Raw genomic sequence first — 13,761 nt, 5'->3', positions numbered from 1 at the left:
GTCTACCGCGAGACCGTCGCCGACCGGACGCCGGCCGACCCGTGCTTCCTCGCGGTCTCCTTCCGGCTGCGCGGCGTGCGGGGGCGCCGGGGGCACGCCGCGTTCCGCGCGGAGAGCCTGCTCAACACGCCGCTGTTCGTCGGGTTCCCCGGCTTCGTCTCCAAGCTCTGGCTGACGCACGACCAGAGCCACCGCTACCGGGGCCTGTACGAGTGGGACGGGGCGGCCGCGGCCGAGCACTACGCGCGGTCCCTGTGGCGGATCCTGGCCCTGGTCAGCGAGCCTGACTCGATCGAGTTCCGGGTGGTGCCAGGGCTGACCCGCGACCGCGCGCTCGCGGAGCCCGGCGGGCTGCCCGACGCCGGAGCGTGGTGGCGGGTGGCCGGCGCGTGGCCCGGCGCCGGTCGTGTGTCCGAGGACCCGTCATAGGCGGGCGTCAGGCACACGACCGCGTCCAGTCCCGACACCCGCCGCCCAGGAGCGGTAACGTCCCCACGAGCACGGAGGTCCGCGATGACCACATCGGTGAAGCGCACCGCCGACGCGTCGGCGGCACGCGAGGGCGGGCGCGCCCTCCGGAAGCGGGTGCCCCGCTCCAGCCTCGGGTCCTGGCAGCCGCCCCCCGACCGCGCCGACCCGGTGGCGACGCTGCGCGCGCAGGAGGCCGGGCGGGTGGCGCAGCTGGTCCCGCTGCGCTACCACCGCATGCTCGCCTCGCCGTTCTCGTTCTACCGCGGTGCCGCCGCGATCATGGCGCAGGACCTCGGCGGACGACCCCGGACCGGCCTGGAGGTCCAGCTCGCCGGGGATGCGCACCTGGCCAATTTCGGCGGGTTCGCGGCCGCGGACCGCACGATGATCTTCGACCTCAACGACTTCGACGAGACGCTGCCCGGGCCGTTCGAGTGGGACGTCCAGCGGCTGGTGGCCAGCTTCGAGGTCGCCGCACGCCACAACGGCCTCGACGAGGCCCAGCGCGAGTCGGTGGTGCGGCGGGTGGCGACGACCTACCGCCAGGCGGTGCTCGAGTTCTCCACCTGGAACAGGTTGGCCGTCTGGTACGCCCGGGTGGAGGCCGACGACATCCTCGACCGGTGGGCACACCCCGCGCTGCCGCCGGCACGGGTGGCGGCGTTCCGGAAGGGTCTGAGCAAGGGGCGCCGGCGCACCAACGAGAAGGCGCTGTCGCGCTACACCGAGGTCGGCCCGGACGGGCGTCTGCGGATGGTCGACCAGCCGCAGTCGGTGCTGCCGCTGCGCGATCTGTACGGCCTGCCGCAGGACGAGGTGCAACGGGCGGTCGACGATGTCGTCGCCGCCTACCGCACCACGCTCGCCGACGACCGGCAGACCCTGCTCGGCGGGTACGACGTGGTCGACGCCGCCCGCAAGGTCGTCGGCGTCGGCTCGGTCGGGATGCGCTGCTTCGTCGCGCTGTTCCTCGACCGGGACGACCCGACCGACGGACTGGTGCTGCAGCTGAAGGAGGCGACGGCGTCGGTGCTCGAGCCGATCAGCGAGCCGAGCCACTACGACAACCACGGCCAGCGGGTCGTCGAGGGCCAACGGCTGATGCAGGCCTCGAGCGACCTGCTGCTCGGCTGGACCCGGGTGCGCGGGATCGACGGCGTCGTGCGCGACTTCTACGTGCGGCAGATGTGGGACTGGAAGATCTCACCCGACGTGGACGGCATGGACGAGGCCGTGCTGTCGGTCTACGCGTCGATGTGCGGTTGGACGCTGGCCCGCGCCCACTGCCGCACCGGCAACCGCCACGCCCTCGCCGGCTACCTCGGCAACGGTGGTTCCTTCGACCGCGCGATGGTCGCGTTCGCCGCGTCGTACGCCGACCAGAACCAGCGCGACTACGAGGCCCTCACCGCGGCGGTGGCCGACGGTCGCGTGCGCGCCGACGCCGGCGGCGCCGCGTGAGGGCGCTGGTGCGCACCACCGGCGAGCCGCCCCAGTGGGCGCTCGTCTGGTTCCTCCTGGCCGGCCTCGGCGCCGGCCTCGCGATCGGGCTGCCCTTCACCGGCGCACGCCCGATCGTGCTGCTGCCCGCGCTCACCGCGGCGATGGTCGCGCTCACCGGCTCCGCCGGTCCGCCCCGGCTGGTGGTGCCCCTGGCGACGTGGGCGGCGTCCTCGACGGCGATCGTGGTCTGCCTGGGGTTCCTCGTCAGCGGCCGTCCGTGGCCGGCGGGCGCCGCGATGGCGCTGGTCGCGGTGTTCACCTCCGCCGCGGCCGGCGCCGGCCCGCTGGGCGCCGTGCTCGGGATGATGAACACCCTGGCCTACGTCCTGTCGATGGTGATCGCGACCTCGATCTCCGCGCGCGGCTCGGCGACGCTGCTCGACGTGGTGCTCTGGGCCACCGCCGCGGCGGTCGCCGGGTTCGCCGTCGCCGCCGGCGGCTCGGTCCTGCGGCACCGCTCGATGCCCGGAGCGGGCCGGGACGGCCCCGCACCGCCGGCCCCGTGGCGGGCCATCTGGTCCTCGCTGCGCGGCATGGACGAGCACGCCCGCGACGGCGTGCGCCGCGCGGTGCCGCTCACCGGCTGCGTCGTCTGGTACGTCGCCTCCGACTCCCACGACGCCCTCTGGGTGCTGATCGCGGCGCTGGCCGTGCTGCTGCCGACCGGCAAGAGCACCTGGGAGATGTCGCTGGGCCGGGTCTCGGCGACCCTCCTCGGCGTGGTCGTGGTCGCGGTCCTCGGCGAGCTGCTGCCGCTCGGGGCGCTGCTCGCGCTGGCGGTGCTGGCGTTCCTGTTCGGCCAGGCCTACAAGCCGGTCGTCCCGCTCCTCGGCGGCGCGGCGTCCTCGTTCGCGGCGGTGGTCTTCGTCGGGGCGCCGACCGCGAACCTCGGCTCCACGGGCGCCCACCGGCTGGTCGACACGCTGATCGGTGTCGCGATCGCGCTGGCCGCGAGCTACCTGCTGTGGCCCCGCGACCGGGCCGAGGAGACCGACGGGGACACCGACGATGGCACGGTCGACGACGGCGCCTCGCCCGTGGACGGCGTCAGGTGACCTTGGCGGCCGGTTCGCCCGCCGCACGACCCGCCGCGGCGGCGTCCTCGCACAGCCCCCGGTAGAGGGTGATCTCCAGGTGGATGCCGCGCGGCACCGGCCAGGAGAGCGCCTCGATCGCCGCGGCGTAGGCGAGCAGCGCCTCCAGCGTCACCTCCCGCGCCGCCCGCACGGTGTCGGCGCGGGCCGGTCGCTTCTGGAACAGCACCCGCTCCGAGGACCGGGCCTCCTCGACGGCCTCCCAGAGCTCGGCGAGCCGGCCGCGGGCGTGGGCCGAGCGCGTGGCGCGGATCTTCATGCTCCGCGCAGCGCTCCGTGGACGACCTCAGGCTCCCGCACGCGCCACGCCTCTCCACCGTCGGCACGGGCGCTCCGGGCGGGCGCCCCGGACGGCTGTGACCGACAGTACATGGCGCGGTGCCGGTCCCCGGCGTGGCGAGATCAGCAGATCCGCGGCAGCTGCTCGCCGATCGGCAGGTCGATCACGCGGGTCCCGCCGAGGCCGGTCCGGGCCACGACCATCCGCGGGTGCTCCTCGACCACGGTGCCGATCCGGCAGGCGCCGGCGCCGTACGGATGGGCCCGCATCGCCTCCAGCGCCGCCTCCGCGGCGTCCCCCGGGACGATCGCGACGAGCTTGCCCTCGTTGGCCACCTGCAGCGGGTCGAGCCCGAGGAGCCCGCAGGCGTCCCGCACCTCGGCGGGCACCGGCAGGTCGCGCTCGACCAGGTCGATCCCGGCGCCCGAGGCCCGCGCGATCTCGTTGAGCGACGCGGAGAGGCCGCCACGCGTCGGGTCGCGCATCACGCGCACGTCGACGCCGGTGCCGAGCAGGTCGGCGACGAGCCCGTGCAGCGGCGCCGAGTCGCTCTCGACCGGCGTGGAGAACTCCAGGCCCTCGCGGCAGCTCATCACCGCCACGCCGTGCAGCCCGATCGGCCCGCTCACCAGCACCGCGTCCCCGGGGCGGGCCCGGTCCGGCCCGATCACCACCCCGTCGGGGACGACGCCCACGCCGGCCGTGTTGACGTAGATCCCGTCGCCGCTGCCGTGGTCGACGACCTTGGTGTCGCCGGTGACCAGCTGGACGCCGGCCTGCTCGGCCGCCTTGCCGACCGCGGTCGCCACCCGGCCGATGTCGGACATCGCGGTGCCCTCGGCCAGGATGTAGGCGGTCGAGAGGTAGAGCGGCTGGGCGCCCACCATCGCCAGGTCGTTGACGGTCCCGTTGACGGCGAGGTCGCCGATGCAGCCGCCCGGGAAGAACATCGGCTTGACCACGTAGGAGTCGGTGGTGAACGCCAGCCGCCCCGACGCGGCCGGCAGCACCGCCGCGTCGCCGAGCTCGGCCCGCGCCGCGCCGCCGTACGCCGGCAGGAAGAGGCTCTCGACCAGCTCGGCCGACATCGCGCCACCGCCGCCGTGGCCCATCACCACCGTGGGGGTGCCGCGCAGCGGCGCCGGACAGGTCCAGCCCTCGAAGTCCAGGTCGTCGCTCACGACCCCACCTCCCCCGCCGCCACGAGGTCCAGTCGCCGGTAGGCGTAGTAGGCGGCGCACGCGCCCTCGGAGGAGACCATCGTCGCGCCGAGCGGGTTCCGCGGCGTGCACTCCTTGCCGAACGCCGGGCACTCGTGGGGCTTGATCAGCCCCTGGAGCACCTCGCCGGAGCGGCACAGCGGCGACTCGTCGGTGCGGATGTCGTCGACCTCGAAGCGCAGCTCGGCGTCGTACTCGGCGTAGCGCGGCGCCAGCCGCCAGCCGCTGCCGGGGATCGTCCCGATGCCGCGCCAGGTCCGGTCGGTGACCTCGAAGACGTCGCTCAGCATCGCCATCGCGGCCGGGTTGCCCTCGGCCGGGACGGCGCGCGGGTAGGCGTTCTCGAGCTCGTGGCGCCCCTGCTCGAGCTGCACGATCGTGCGCCGGATCCCCTCCAGGATGTCCAACGGCTCGAAGCCGGTGACCACGATCGGGACGCCGTACCTCTCGGCCAGCGGCGGGTACTCCGCGGTGCCCATCACGCTGCACACGTGGCCGGCCGCGAGGAACCCCTGCACGCGGCAGGTCGGCGACTCCATGATCGCCGCGATCGCCGGCGGCACCAGCACGTGGGAGACGAGCAGCGAGAAGTTCGCGATCCCCTGCCGCCGCGCCTGGTGGACGGTCATCGCGTTGGCCGGCGCCGTCGTCTCGAAGCCGATCCCGAAGAAGACCACCTGCTTGTCGGGGTTGTCCCGCGCGACCTGGAGCGCGTCGAGCGGCGAGTAGACGACCCGGACGTCGCCGCCCTCGCTCTTCACGGTGAACAGGTCGTCGTGGCTGCCGGGCACCCGCAGCATGTCGCCGAAGGAGCAGAAGATCACCTCGGGCCGGCGCGCGATCGCCAGCGCCCGGTCGATGGTCTCCAAGGGCGTGACGCAGACCGGGCAGCCGGGGCCGTGGATCATCTCCACGCCCTCGGGGAGCAGCTGGTCGATGCCGTGCCGGATGATCGAGTGGGTCTGCCCGCCGCAGACCTCCATCATCGCCCAGGGCCGGGTGGTCACCGCGTGGATCTGGTCGAGCAGCCGCCGGGCGAGGTCGGGGTCGCTGAACTCGTCCAGGTACTTCACGCCTCCACCCCCTTCTGCCGCGCGGCGGCCTCGAAGCCGTCGCCGAACTCCTCCTCCAGCAGGCCCATCCGCTCGAACGTCGCCAGCGTCTCCCGGGCCGACTCCTCGTCCAGCCGCTGGATCGCGAAGCCGACGTGGACGATCACGTACTCGCCGACGCCGGTCTCGGGCAGGTAGGCCAGGCAGACCTTCTTCCGCACGCCACCGAAGTCGACGGCGGCCATGGTGGTGCCGCTCTCCTCGAACACCTCCAGGACGCGCCCTGGGACGGCCAGGCACATGGGATCTCCTCCGGTTCTCAGCGGGTCGGTCGGTCTGACGGGTGGGGGGCGGCGAGGCGGCGTACGCCGACGGCGATCTGCCCCAGCGAGAGCCCGCCGTCGTTGGCGGGCACCCGGGCGTGGGTCAGCGCGCGCAGGCCGTGACGGGCGAGGTGGTGCCGGGTCCGCTCCAGCAGGACCCGGTTGACGAAGACGCCGCCGGTGAGGCCCACCGTGTCCGCCCCCGGCCCCGCCGCGAGGGCGGCCGACGCGGCCTCGGCCCCGGCCCGGGCCAGCGCGTCGTGGAACGCCCACGCCAGCGCGCCGCGGTCCACGCCGGCGCGGACGGCGGCGGCCAGCGCCGCGATCAGCGGACGGGGGTCGAGCACGCCGTCCACGACCGGGAACGGCAGCGCGTCCGGCTCGGCCCTCGCCGCGCGGCGCCAGCGGCGGGCGAGCGCCTCCAGCTCGATCGCCGCCTGCGCGTCGTAGGTGATCCGGTGCCGGACGCCGAGGAGGGAGGCGACCGCGTCGAAGAGGCGCCCGGCGCTGGAGGTGTCGACGGCGCCGAGCCCCGACCGGTGGACGCGGTCGAGGAACGGCGCCTCCGCGGCGGTCAGCGCGCCGGCGACCGGCGTGCCGTCCCAGGTCTCGCCGGCGGCGAGCAGCGCCAGCGCGGCGACCCGCACGGGGTTGCGCACGCCCTCGTCGCCGCCGGGGAGGCGGACCGCGCCGAGGTGGCCGAGCCGCTCGGCGCCCGCGCCGCCGTCGGTGAGCCGGAGCAGCTCCCCGCCCCAGATCGTGGCGTCGCAGCCGTAGCCGGTGCCGTCGAGGACCAACCCGACCAGCGGCTCGCCGAGGCGGCCGTGCTCGGCGGCCAGGGAGGCGAGGTGGGCGTGGTGGTGCTGCACCTCCAGCAGCGGCACGGCGTGCTCGTCGGCGTACGTGCGGGCCCAGGCACGGGAGGCGTAGCCCGGGTGCGCGTCCGCGACGACCAGCGCGGGCGCGCTGCGGTGGAAGCGCACCAGCTGGTCGGCCACCCGCGCGTGGGTGGCGCGGCCGGCGTACGACTCCAGGTCGCCGACGTGGGCGGAGACGAACGCGCGGCCGTCGCGGGCCAGGGCCACCGTGTTCTTCAGCTCCGCGCCGGCGGCCAGCACGGTGCCGGGGTCGCCGGGCAGGTCGACCGGGAGCGGCGCGTGGCCGCGCGAGCGGCGCACCGGCACCGGCGCGGCGCCGTCGCCGGGCCAGGCGAGGACCGAGTCCTCGACCGGGACCGCGATGTCGCGGTCGTGCGCCAGGACCAGGTCCGCGAGGCCACCCAGCCGCTCGAGCGCCTCGTCGTCGCGGTGGCACAGCGGCTCCCCCGAGGCGTTGCCCGACGTCATCACCAGCGCCGGCGGCGCCCCCGGCGAGCCGTCGGGCAGGTCGGCGAGGAGGAGGTGGTGCAGCGGGGCGTAGGGCAGCATGACGCCGAGCTCGTCGAGGCCGGGCGCGACCCCGCCGGCCACCGGCGCGTCCGCGCGGGCGGGCAGCAGCACGATCGGGCGCTCGGGACCGGTCACGAGCGCCGCGGCCCCACCCGGCTCCGCCAGGCCCTCGACCAGCAGCCGGGCCACCCCCAGGTCGCGGGCCATCACCGCGAACGGCTGGTCCGGCCGCCCCTTGCGGCGGCGCAGCGCGGCCACCGCGGCGGCGTCCGCGGCGTCGCAGGCGAGGTGGTAGCCGCCGATGCCCTTGACCGCCACGATCCGCCCCGTCCGCAGCGCCGCGACGGCGGCGGCCAGCGCGGGCTCGGTGCCCGCCGCGACCGTGCGCCCGTCCGGGGCGAGCGCGGTGAGCCGGGGGCCGCAGTCGTGGCAGGCGATCGGCTGGGCGTGGTAGCGGCGGTCGCGCGGGTCGGCGTACTCCGCGGCGCAGGCCGCGCACATCGCGAAGCCCGCCATCGTGGTGGCGGGCCGGTCGTAGGGCAGGTCCAGGGTGATGGTCAGGCGCGGGCCGCAGGCGGTGCAGGTGATGAACGGGTGCCGGTAGCGGCGGTCGCCGGGGTCGCTCATCTCGGCGAGGCACTCCGCGCACACCGCGGTGTCGGGCGCGACCAGGGTGCGCTCGCCCCCGGCCTCCCGCGAGGCGACGATGGCGAACCCCGCGGCCCCCTGCGGCGCGACGTCGGTCGCGCCGACCTCCCGGATCCGCGACAGTGGCGGCGCCCCGGACGGGAGCCTCGCCTCGAAGTCCGCGACCCGGGCCGGCGGGCCCTCCACCTCGATCACCACGCAGGTCGCGTCGTTGCGGCACCACCCGTCGACACCGGCCTGGGCGGCGAGCCGGGCGACGTACGGCCGGAAGCCGACCCCCTGGACCAGCCCGCGCACCTCGACCCGGCGGCGCACCCGCGCCGCCGCGGAAGGCACCGTGGCCTCGGCGGTCATGCCTCATCCTCGGCCGAGCGCTCCCAGAGCACCACCCTGTTGTTGCCGGAGTCCGCGATCGCCAGCAGCTCGCCGCCCTGCTCCCGTGCGGACCAGTGCAGCCCGTAGGGCCAGCAGAGCGTGTCGACCGCGACCCGCTCCCACCGGTTCTCGCCGTTGGCGGCGTACGTCGGCTGCGCGAGCACGCCCGTCGGCGGGTCGTGGCCGGCCGCGTCGTGGCCGTGGAGCAGCACCCGGTTGTTGGCGGTGTCGGCGACCGCGATCCCGTCGGCGGTGGCCGCGAGGCCGTAGGGGAACCGCAGCCGCCCCTCCTGCGGGACGTAGGGGAACTCCTCGCCCGTGACCGGGTCGGGCTGGCCGAGCACGACGTCGGCGGGTCGGTCACTCTCGGGGTGGTCGCGCCAGCGCAGCAGCCGGTGGTTGCCGGCGTCGGCGACCCAGATCCCGCCGGTGCCGTCGGGGGCGAAGGCGTGCGGCCACCGGAACGACGCCGGCCCGACGCCCTCGCCGCGGTTCTCCTCGCGCGCCGCCGCGCTCGGCTGGCCGAGCACGACGTCGGCCGGGCGGCCCGGCTCCGGGAGGCCGTCGCGCCAGACCAGCACCCGCCGGTTGCCGGTGTCGGCGACGTAGCAGCGGCCGTCGACGACGGCGACGCCGAAGGGCCAGTAGAGGGTCGCCGCGCTCGGGTCGCCGCCCGCGTTGGGCTCGGCGTCCGCCGCCGACGGCTGGCCGACGACGTGGTCGGGCGGGGTGTCGGTGGCCTCGGGCAGCGCGTCCCAGACCAGCAGCCGGTGGTGCCAGGCGTCGGCCACGACCAGGCGCCCGTCGTGCACGAGCACCCCGGTCGGCAGGTGCATCCCGCCGGCGACGCCGCGACCGCCGGCGGCCGGGCCCTCGGTACGGTCGTCGGGCTGGCCGAGGACGACGTCGGCCGGGTTCCCGTCGCGCTCCGGCAGCGTGTGCCAGACCAGCACCCGGTGGTTCCCCGAGTCGGCGGCGACCACCCGGGTGCCGTCGGTCCACACCGCCCGCGGCGCGTACATCGTGGTGGCGCTCGGGTGGGCCGGCGGCAGCGCCAGGCCGCCCGGCGACTCCGCGCCGAGCACGCAGCGCGGCCGCCAGCCCCGGTACGTCGCCGGCGGCGAGTCCGGCTGCGCCCCGCCGCCGGGCAGCACCCCGGTGTGCGCCTGGCCGGCCGCGATCACCTGCACCCTCATGGGTGCGGGCCGCCCGCCTGGGTGCCGCCGGGCGGGCCGACGCCGATCGAGCTCAGCGGGATCAGGGCCGGCGCCGGCCGGCTCGGGGCGGCCGGGGCGGGGGTGGCCGCGGGGCGGAGGATGCCGTGCACCATCAGCACGAGGCGAACCTCCGGGTCGTCGATGAGCTCGAAGAGCAGCTCCTTGCCGCGCGGGTCGCCCTTGAGCCGGCGTACCAGCGTGGTGAGGACGGCGCGGTGGAGGTCGTCGCGGGCGTCGATCGCCGCCGTCGCCACCCGGCGGGCGGCCTCGTCCAGCCCGGCCACGGCCTCGCCGGTCTCGTCGAGCCGGCGTGCGACCTCCTCCAGCCGGTCGTCCGGCTCGTCGACGCCGTCGTTCGGGGCGGGCTCGGCGGTCACGGCTCCTCCACGGGTACGTCGGGGTGCGTCTGCCCGGCGCGGAGCACCGTGACGGTGGGCTTGGGCGGCGGGCCGGTCATGTCGCCGGCGGGGCCGCCGGTGGCGGTGACGCCCATGCCGGAGGTGAACCCGCCCTCGGACCGCGGCATCCGAGCCATCTGCTCGGCCTGCCGGGCGAGGTCGGCGAGCTCGTCGTCGGGGTCGGCCACCAGCGCCTTGGCGATCTCGTCGAGCACCCCGCGCACCGCCATCACCGAGGAGTGGTCGCCCTCGGTCTCGAAGAGGTAGCGCGCCTCGACCAGCTTGGCCTTGGCGTGGTCGAAGGCGCCGAGGTGCGCGAGCGCGTTGCCCTGGTTGGCGAGCAGCCGTGCCTTGCCGGCCGGGTCGTGCTCGCGGACCCCGGAGGCCAGCACCTCCTCGTAGAGCTCGACCGCCTCCACCAGGTTGTCGCCCTGGTGGGTGGAGGGGGTGTAGACGAGGGCGTTGGCGAGGTTGAGCGTCGCGGTCGACCACGGGACCGGCGCCTGCTCGGGGGTGAAGACCCGCCGCGCCGCGCGCAGCGCCTGGGTCGCGACGCCCAGCCGGAGCTGGTCGGAGACCTGGGACATCGGCGAGGCGAGGTGGGCGGTGGCCAGGTTCATGTTGAGCGCCGCCCAGAGGTGCGGCGCGGTCTCCTCGCCGACCAGCTGGAGCGCGTCGTAGTAGTGGTGCATCGCCTGCTGCAGCAGCGGGCCGGACCCGCCGTCGGCGGCGGCTCGCTCCTGCGCGATCGACCCGAGCTGGAGCAGCAGCTCGGCGCGCACCTCGGCCAGGTCGGTGCCCGCCAGCGCCGCGGCGGCGGCCGCGAGGTCGTCGGCCGCGCGCTCGTCCGCACACTCGCGGCGCAGCAGCCCGGCGCTCCCCCGCAGCACCGCGGCCAGGACCGGGCTGACCGGGTCCGCCGCGACGGCCGCGTCGGAGAGCAGGGCGGCAGCCGCACGGGGCTCGCCCCGGCCAGCGGCCTCCGAGGCCCCGGCCGCGAGGGCGAGGGCGGCGACCTCGGGCTCCGACCCGGCGACGTCCGCGGGCGCGGGTCCCGCGCCGATCGTGGCGGCCGCGACGTCGACCAGCGGGCGCAGCCCGGCCGGGAGCGCCGCGCGTACCGCGGCGGGGTCGTCACCGGCGGGGTCGAGCAGCCAGCGGTGGTAGCGGTCGAGCGGGCCGTCGCCGGTGCAGGCGGCCAGCGCGGCGGCCTCGTCGCCGTCGTACGTCAGCCGCTGGACGCGCAGCGCGTCGGGCCAGCGTGCGGGGAGGCGCCCGGCGAGCAGGTCGCGGCGGACCCCCTCCGCCTCCGCGTCCGCGCCGGGGACCACCATCAGCCCGGCCGGGAAGCCGAAGATCCCCAGCGGCTGCGGGTGAGCGACGTCAGTCATCGGGGCCCTCCCGCGGTGCCCGGCGTCGCGCCGCCGTCCGTCGTACGACGTCCGCGGCCAGCCGCGCCCGGGCCTCGGTGCGGTGCGTCGCCAGCCGGCGCCGCTCCACCCCGCTCGGGCTGATCACCAGCAGGTAGACCGTCCACTGGCCGTGCTCGGCGACCACCTCGGTCTGCACCTCGGTCTCCATCCCGGCCCTCCACCCCGACTCCCTCCCGGCTTCCGCCCGGGAGGTGGTCGGCCTCGATCAGCCCGATCACCCGCCGCATCCCGGCCTCCACGGCGGGCGTCAGCGGCGCGCCCGGCTCCAGCGAGGCCGCCTCCACCAGGTAGACCGTGACGTCCCTCGGCCGCTCCGGGCCGAGCAGCCAGCTCGAGAACGACAGCGCGTGGTCCCACCGGAAGTTGTGGGTGTGCAGCCCGTCGATGGGCGGCAGCTCGGCCAGCTCCTCGGCCGGCACCCGGTAGACCGTGCCGGGCTCGGCGCCGGTCGCCGCGGCGTCGACGATCACCACCCGGGCCGCGCCCCGCATCCCGAAGGCGACGTCCATGCCCGCGGTGCCCCCGTCGACGAGGCGGCAGCCCGCCGGCACGCCGCGCTCGAACAGGTGCCGCACCAGCACCGGGCCGACCGCGTCGTCGCCGCGCAGGATGTTGCCGCAGCCGATCACCAGCAGGTCGCAGGGCTCGGGCGCGAAGCCGTCGTCGAGCAGCTCGTGCGGCGCCGCGCCCATCGCGTTCGGTCCGGCCACTCAGACCATGCCGTTGATGACGAACCGGTTGAGCTCGCGGCCGGTCTTCCCGTCGTAGGCGTGGACCGTGCAGACGAGGCACGAGTCGAACGAGCGGGCGACGTGGCCCAGCTCGACCGGGTCCTCCATGTCGACGATCGGGGTGCCGACCAGCGCCTGCTCGATCGGGCCGAGGGTGCCGTCGCCGTCGCGGGGGCCGATGTTCCAGGCGGTCGGGGTGACCACCTGGTAGTTCTCGATCTTGCCGTCCTCGATGACGATCCAGTCCTGGAGGGCGCCGCGCGCCGCCTCGGTGCCGCCCCACCCCTTGCCGGAGGCCCGCTCCTCCGGCTTGGTGTGGAACGACCCGGACAGGTCGATCTGGGAGAGCCACTCCATCGCCCAGGTGAAGTACTTCGGGGCCTCGTGCATGCGGGCCATCTGCCGGACGAAGACCGACGGGCCGAGCTTGTCGATCAGGTCCATGAACAGCGGGTCGTCGTCCTGGTGGGGCAGCGCGTCCGGCCCGCCCGCGGCCACCCGCCGCGCCAGCGGCCCCGCCTCCAACGGGATCCGGCCGAGGTCGGGCACGTCGTAGCGCGGGGACTTCGCCCAGGAGTACTTCTCCTGCTGGCGCCCGGCCAGCGGGTCGACCGGGATGGTCTCCCCGTCCCAGGGGTGCAGCGGCCGGTCGCCCTTGAAGAAGGAGTGCGTGACGTCCTCGGTGACCCGCAGCTGGTCGTAGTCGTGGTGCGTCCCGTTCGCGTAGACCCCGCTGCGCCCGATCAGCGCGTCCTTGCGCCCCTCGACCGTCGGGTTCTCGTACATCGACGGGTTCAGGTAGGTGCCCGAGGCGAGGTAGTTGCCGACGCCGGCGCCGTAGCGGTGCAGGCCGATGTCGAGGCAGTAGCGGATGAAGAAGCCGCAGTCGGAGTTGTACTGCGACTCGTTCTCCTCGACCCAGGCCTGCATGTCCTCCCAGCTCTTGACCTCCAGCCAGCGCTCGACCGAGCAGCCCAGCCACTCCGCCTCGAGCCAGTTGTCCTTCCAGTGGTTGAGGATCGCGGTGGCCCGGGTGATGTCGGCCAGGTTCGGCGAGCTCATCACGCCGCCCGGCACCATGAACGAGCTGTGCGGCCACTGGCCGCCGAAGATCGCGTAGACCTCGACCGGCTTGCCGGAGAGCACCACGCCCTTCTGGTACGCCGTGCCGACGTAGGGCGCGAACCGGCGGACCGCCTCGTCGTACAGCGGCGAGGAGGCGTAGTTCTTGTTCACCAGGTCGATCGCGAAGAGCGCGTAGAAGTAGCGCGGGATCGACTGCAGCGTCTCGCAGGCCTGGGCGATGTTGCGGATCAGCGTGGCGTTCTTCGGGACGTGGGTCTGCCACGCCGTGTCGAGCGCGTAGCACGCCTTGTAGAGGTGGCTGCCCCCGCAGATGCCGCAGATGCGCGGCGTCACGATCAGGCCGGCCTGCGGGTCCTTGCCCTTCAGGATGATCTCGAAGCCGCGGAACATCGCGGCCTCGGTCCACGCGGAGGTGACCACGCCGTCCTCGATGGAGACCCGGACGTCCAGGTCACCCTCCACCCGCCCGAGCGGCGAGACGAACAGGTCGACCGACGAAGCCTGGTTCGGCGTTGTGGTCATCGGGATGGTTCCTCTCTCGA

13 protein-coding genes are annotated in these 13,761 nt (G+C 75.4%); 3 read left to right on the top strand and 10 right to left on the bottom strand.

Features of this window, described 5'->3' with window-relative positions; all coding sequences use genetic code 11:
• From ABLM29_RS17530 to ABLM29_RS17520, 3 genes are all read left to right on the top strand, one after another.
• Positions 1-429, top strand: a 429-nt coding sequence (locus ABLM29_RS17530; protein ID WP_349715673.1) for a hypothetical protein, incomplete at its 5' end; no start/stop codon positions are given.
• Between the two features lie 84 nt (positions 430-513).
• On the top strand, positions 514-1,932 hold the full coding sequence (locus tag ABLM29_RS17525) for a DUF2252 domain-containing protein (RefSeq protein WP_349715671.1): 1,419 nt from the start codon (positions 514-516) through the stop codon (positions 1,930-1,932).
• A gap of 8 nt (positions 1,933-1,940) precedes the next feature.
• On the top strand, positions 1,941-3,029 hold the full coding sequence (locus tag ABLM29_RS17520; protein ID WP_349715669.1) for an FUSC family protein: 1,089 nt from the start codon (positions 1,941-1,943) through the stop codon (positions 3,027-3,029).
• Here ABLM29_RS17520 and ABLM29_RS17515 read toward each other — a convergent pair.
• The 10 genes from ABLM29_RS17515 to ABLM29_RS17470 form a co-directional block, all read right to left on the bottom strand.
• Positions 3,022-3,327: a hypothetical protein gene (locus tag ABLM29_RS17515; RefSeq protein ID WP_349715668.1), complete on the bottom strand. Its 306-nt coding sequence runs from the start codon at positions 3,325-3,327 to the stop codon at positions 3,022-3,024. The two genes, ABLM29_RS17520 and ABLM29_RS17515, sit on opposite strands and share 8 nt — an antisense overlap.
• 143 nt (positions 3,328-3,470) lie before the next feature.
• Positions 3,471-4,529, bottom strand: coding sequence for a hydrogenase expression/formation protein HypE (gene hypE, locus ABLM29_RS17510; RefSeq protein WP_349715666.1), 1,059 nt, complete (start codon positions 4,527-4,529; stop codon positions 3,471-3,473).
• Positions 4,526-5,641 carry a hydrogenase formation protein HypD gene (gene hypD, locus ABLM29_RS17505; protein ID WP_349715665.1) on the bottom strand — a complete coding sequence of 372 codons (1,116 nt, stop codon included), beginning with the start codon at positions 5,639-5,641 and terminating at the stop codon, positions 4,526-4,528. The genes hypE and hypD overlap by 4 nt, the downstream gene beginning before the upstream one ends.
• Positions 5,638-5,922, bottom strand: coding sequence for a HypC/HybG/HupF family hydrogenase formation chaperone (locus tag ABLM29_RS17500; protein ID WP_349715664.1), 285 nt, complete (start codon positions 5,920-5,922; stop codon positions 5,638-5,640). Before ABLM29_RS17500 ends, hypD begins: the two co-directional genes overlap by 4 nt.
• A 17-nt stretch (positions 5,923-5,939) precedes the next feature.
• Entirely contained in the window at positions 5,940-8,333 is a 2,394-nt protein-coding gene (gene hypF, locus ABLM29_RS17495; RefSeq protein ID WP_349715663.1) for a carbamoyltransferase HypF, read from the bottom strand.
• On the bottom strand, positions 8,330-9,550 hold the full coding sequence (locus ABLM29_RS17490; RefSeq protein WP_349715661.1) for an NHL repeat-containing protein: 1,221 nt from the start codon (positions 9,548-9,550) through the stop codon (positions 8,330-8,332). Before ABLM29_RS17490 ends, hypF begins: the two co-directional genes overlap by 4 nt.
• Positions 9,547-9,948 carry a NifU-related iron-sulfur-binding protein gene (locus ABLM29_RS17485; RefSeq protein WP_349715660.1) on the bottom strand — a complete coding sequence of 134 codons (402 nt, stop codon included), beginning with the start codon at positions 9,946-9,948 and terminating at the stop codon, positions 9,547-9,549. The genes ABLM29_RS17490 and ABLM29_RS17485 overlap by 4 nt, the downstream gene beginning before the upstream one ends.
• Entirely contained in the window at positions 9,945-11,360 is a 1,416-nt protein-coding gene (locus ABLM29_RS17480) for a hypothetical protein (protein ID WP_349715658.1), read from the bottom strand. The genes ABLM29_RS17485 and ABLM29_RS17480 overlap by 4 nt, the downstream gene beginning before the upstream one ends.
• Positions 11,357-12,112: a hydrogenase maturation protease gene (locus ABLM29_RS17475; RefSeq protein WP_349715657.1), complete on the bottom strand. Its 756-nt coding sequence runs from the start codon at positions 12,110-12,112 to the stop codon at positions 11,357-11,359. The genes ABLM29_RS17480 and ABLM29_RS17475 overlap by 4 nt, the downstream gene beginning before the upstream one ends.
• Positions 12,113-13,741: a nickel-dependent hydrogenase large subunit gene (locus ABLM29_RS17470; protein WP_349715655.1), complete on the bottom strand. Its 1,629-nt coding sequence runs from the start codon at positions 13,739-13,741 to the stop codon at positions 12,113-12,115.
• Positions 13,742-13,761 lie beyond the last annotated feature (20 nt).

This window comes from Nocardioides sp. YIM 152588 (assembly GCF_040191335.1).
Taxonomy (GTDB): Bacteria; Actinomycetota; Actinomycetes; order Propionibacteriales; family Nocardioidaceae; genus Nocardioides.
The sequence above is the reverse complement of the archived record's forward strand: the minus strand, read 5'-3'. Positions and strand labels throughout refer to the sequence as shown.